This window comes from Escherichia sp. 93.0816 (assembly GCF_013368855.2).
In the GTDB taxonomy this organism is placed as follows: domain Bacteria; phylum Pseudomonadota; class Gammaproteobacteria; order Enterobacterales; family Enterobacteriaceae; genus Escherichia; species Escherichia ruysiae.
On sequence record NZ_JABWNC020000047.1, the window covers coordinates 1 to 4,790 of the forward strand.

Below are 4,790 nucleotides of genomic sequence, written 5' to 3' on the forward strand. Positions count from 1 at the left end.
GGTCCGGCTGCGTAAACCGCCCGACATCCGGATCATAGTACCTGTGCAGATTGTAGTGCAGCCCCGTTTCCCTGTCGAGGTACTGTCCCTGGTAGCGCAGGCTCTGCTCCACCCCGCCGTGATCCTTCTCCTGTATTGTGTTTCCCCAGACCTGGTATCCCGTCTCCCACACGATTTTCCCGTCGCTGTCCGTCAGCTCTTCCGGCGCTCCGTTCACATCCGTGTGAAAATACAGTATCCGGGCCGGTTCCCCTTTGCCCGCCTTATCCACCCGCGCCAGCGGTTCATAACTCCCCGGGGCACTGTAAATATACAGGCTGCTGCTCCCTTCCGGCCTGCTCTCCTGCGCCAGCCGCATCCCGTCCCATAAAAATTTTGTCCGGTTGTACGCTTTACCGTCATGGCTGATATGCTGTTTTTCCGTCCGCCTCCCCAGCGCATCGTACACATACCGGTATGTCCCCCGCGCTGTCCTCGCCTCCACCATCCGGTGCTCCGCATCATAGCGGTAACTCTGCGTCCCGCTCTGGCCCTGCTTTTCCACCATCCGGCCATATTCGTCATAACGGTAGTGCACACCACGGTAAGACATCAGCCGGCTGAACGGCACCACGCTGTTTTCTGCCGTGGCCCTTTCCCCCGCACGCCGGTCCAGCAGGTTTCCCGCTGCGTCGTACTGCCAGCTCGCCAGATACCCCTCATCCTCCAGGCGGCACGCCGTGATGCGCCCCGTGCTGTCGTAAAAGTAATCCGTTTCGCCCCGCCGGCTGTGCCGTGTCTTCAGCAGTTCATCCTGACCATTGTAGCTGTACTGCCGGTCCGTGAACGTCTCCGGCACCACCCCGCGCATTCCGCTGCAGGTCTCCTTACGCTTCAGCCGCCCGGCAGGGTCGTAAAACTGCCGCGTGCTCAGCCTCCCCTGGCTTCTGAGCACCTCCCGGTGCAGGGAGTCACGCGTGAACTCACTGATGACCTCCCGGTCCAGGTTTATCTGCTGGAGATGGCCGCTGCCGTAGTACAGATGCCGCTGCGTTCTGCCGTCCGGAAAGGTGGTGGCAGTCCGGTTGCCCAGTTCGTCATACCGGTGGGTCAGGACGCCCTGCGCCGTCTCCTCGCTCAGCATCCGGCCCGCTCTGTCGTAACTGAAGCGGATTATCTCCGGCGCGCCGGTTTCGTCTGCGTCGTGCCGCCGGCAGCGGATTTCCAGCAGCTGGTCTGCCGCATCATAAACGTATTCCGTGCGGGTTTCTGCCGTCTCCTTTGCGGTGAGCCGGCCCGCCGCATCACGCATCAGCCGGTGGCGGATTTCTCCGCCCTGGTCGCCCGTGAACACCACCTCCGTGACCGCGTTCAGCGCGTTGTAACGGTACGCCTGACGGCAGCCGTCCGGATTTATCTGCTCCGCCAGACGGTCCAGCACATCGTGGCGGAACCGGTAGCTTTCTCCGTTCTCGTTTGTCAGCGTGACCAGACGCCCGTAGGCATCGTACCCGACCCCCGTCCTGCGCCCCGCCGCGTCCGTGCGGATGCGCACCCGCCCCTGCCCGTCGCGCTGCCAGCGCGTTATCTGTCCTGCCGGGCTGGTGTATTTCACCAGCCTGCCCGCCGCATCCGGCTGGTAACGCGCCGTGCGACCGTCCGCCTGTATCACCTCCACCAGGTGACCGCTGTCGTCATACCCGTAGCGCGTGCTGTGGCCCTGCGCGTCTGTCATCCGTATCAGCCGCGTGCGTTCATCATAGAACCAGGCCGTCTGCGAGCCGGAGCAGTCCGTGTGCCGCATGAGCTGCCCGTCTTCGTTCCACTGAAGGTATTTATTTCCCCCGCGTGCGTCGGTTATCTGCACCACCTGACCGTGGCGGTCATACTGATACCGGGTGCTCTGTTGCAGCGGGTCGGTCACGGCAAGAAGATTGCCGCGTTCATCGTACTCACAGCGCCAGCTGTTGCCCCCCGCATCCACCTCCGTCTCCGGTTCGTGCCACACCGGGTGCCACTGCGTCTGCGACACCCGCCCCAGCGGGTCGTGCGTCTCCGTGATATGCCCCTGACGGTCATACACATAGCGCCATCTGCCGCCCTGAGCATCGCTCATCCCCAGCAGCAGCCGTTCTTCGTCGCTCCAGCGGAACGTCATCACCTGCCCGGCCTCGTCCCGGTACGCCGTCACCTGGTTCTGCGCATCCCACTGATGATAACGCGTGCGCCCCAGACCGTCCGTCACGCACAGCCTGCGCGCCGCCAGGCTCCACGCCAGCCGGTACTGTTCACCGCTGTCCGTGTGGTGCCCCGTCACCCGCCACGCTGCGTCATCAGGCCCTTCATACCAGCCCCACTGATAATAATATCCCTCGCCGCCCGGCTGGCGGTGCATGGTCATACAGTGGTTAGCGTTGTAGGCAAACTCGCGCAGCAGGTGGCCGGTGCTGTCGTACACGCCGGTCAGCTGCCCGGCGGCGTCATAACTGTAGCGCCGCAGTAACTGCTGTTCCCCCTCCGGAAAGTGGCGGCAGACCTGCGTCACCCGCCGGGGATGTGCCGCCAGGTCGTAATGCAGACGGATGCAAGGACGCTGCTGTTCACCGCTGATTTGCGTGATGCGCCCCAGCTCGTCGTGGTACAGATTCAGACAGTTACTGTTGCGGTCGCCCAGCATTTTCAGGCGCTGGCGCTGCGGGTGATGCGGGTCCGTTTCAAACAAAAAAAACTGTCCATTATCGCTGCTGATAAGCCAGTGCCCCTGCTCACCCCGCCTTACCGCCAGCCCTTCGCCGGGGCTGTAAAAACCGTGTCCCGGCAGTACCGCCTCCATCTCCAGGCGCCGTCCCATGCCTGACACAAAGGTCATGCAGTTTTCGTCAGCGGTACCCGGCGTGCGCTCCAGGCTGACTTCATACATCACACTCCAGCCCTGCCCGAACATCCCTTCCGTGCGCTCGTCACGGCTGCTGTAGACCCGCTGCCAGTCCAGCGGAAAATGGCCCGGCAGGCTGAAGTCGAAATCGTCGTCATCCGCCAGATATTTGGCTCCGGTGGCGGCGTTGACCGGATGTGGAAGGGCGCTGATGGCCTTCTGTGTTATCATGCTCATCCCGACACCGGCAGCAAAACAGGCGATTTTAGAAAGCATTTTTCCCGGGCGAAGAAACATCAGCGCCACGGTTGCCACCAGGGTTATCTGCGACCTGCCGCTTCTGATATCCCTGACCACCAGTAACGGCCCCCCAATGCGGACATCCGGTGACACAAACGCCCCGTCCCCCGGCTCATTCACCACCCGGGCCTCACAGGTACAGCGTGCCCCGCTGCGTGCCGCCGGCTGGCTGTTGATACGCACATCCCGCGCGCCTTCCGCGATATACTCCGCCGCTGGCGGTTCGTCATCATCTCTGAACAGATTGCTGATACTGCCAATAACCGCATTCACGCCCTGAAAGGCGGTTTCCAGCATACCGTCCGGACTGAACAGGTTAAGGACCGTTCCCGCAGGGTCATCCAGAAAGGCGGCTTTTTTTTGTGCGAGTAACTGAGTCAGTGAGGAGGGATGTTTATGGCAGTCGATTTTATCGTCAGGGGTCGGGGTGGAGCCCGGGGCCGCACTGGCCACGGTGGGCTGCCACAGTTCTGACACAAAATGTGTCACGCCATCCACCAGCTCAGCACGCCCTTCTTCCGTACTGAGCTGGCCGGACAGCGCCCGGGACATCAGCACAGGTCCTGTCACCGGGTTAACCGCCAGGGCTATGGCCCCCGCCATTTCCAGATATTCCCCGGCCACATCCCGGAATGTTCTGGCGTCCTCCTGACGCTGCGCTTCTTCCTGTTCCGCCTTCGCCTGCGCTTCCTGCGCCTCAATGTCCTGCCGCGATGCCGCAGTGGCTGCTGCCCGCGCGGCAGGTTTGCTGTTGATCAATGTGTCGCCAGAGCCGGTGAGGATGTAACCTTCAGTCTGAGGCGGGAACAGCATATCAGCGAGGGCAGAACAGGCTTCGCTGACCGTTTCTGTCACGCCGGTGTACACCATCGCCACCCCCGCAACAAAACCGATCAGCACGACGGCCGTGCACCCCAGCGTCACCCCCGCTGACGCCGCCAGCACCGTGGCAGCGCCGACAATCAGGGCATCAATAACGACATTTGCCGCCACTTCCAGCACAGCCCCCAGCACATCTGCCATAAACGACGTATGCAGCAGGGCATCCCCCTGCCTTGCCGCCCAGAATGCCTCTTCCATGTCCCGTTCCCTGTGTGATTAATTCGTCCTGGCTTCCTGCCGCATCCTGAAGCGCAGATTCTTTTTAATTTCAGCCCAGCGCGTCATGTCTGCCGGGGTCAGCGGTGTGGTTCTGGCGTAGGTGAAGGCCATCATGACCCGCTCACCCGGCAATACAAATGCCACCTGACACTGGTACACCTGCTCGTTACCCCGGAGAAACTGACTCTGTATCTCCAGCCCTTCTTCGCCGTCATTAATCCCCACCCGGGTCACCTGCACGGGCGTGTAGTGCAGCTCCTTAACCTGCTTTTCCAGTTTTTTCATCTGCTGTTCAACCTGGGAGGCTAATTCGTCTCCCTCCTGCATCTGCCCCCGGCTGATAATTAATGCGGCATCGGGATCACTGAGGCGCAGCATATTAATGGTACTGTCCTGAGATATATTGCCGTCGAAAGACAGAACGGCTTCATTTACATAATATTCCGTCATAATGGAAAGAGTCCCTGTTAATAAATAAATTATTGAAGGATAGTTGTGATTTATTTTTTAGACATAAAGGTGATATCTATCGCCG

The 4,790-nt window shown here is 60.9% G+C and carries 2 protein-coding genes; both read right to left on the reverse strand.

Annotation, left to right across the window (positions count from 1 at the left end):
* Positions 1-4,234: DUF6531 domain-containing protein (locus tag HEM79_RS21985; protein ID WP_183082716.1), on the reverse strand; the 4,234-nt coding region annotated here is incomplete at its 3' end.
* A gap of 18 nt (positions 4,235-4,252) precedes the next feature.
* Positions 4,253-4,705, reverse strand: coding sequence for a DcrB-related protein (locus HEM79_RS21990; RefSeq protein ID WP_000141613.1), 453 nt, complete (start codon positions 4,703-4,705; stop codon positions 4,253-4,255).
* Between the last annotated feature and the right edge of the window lie 85 nt (positions 4,706-4,790).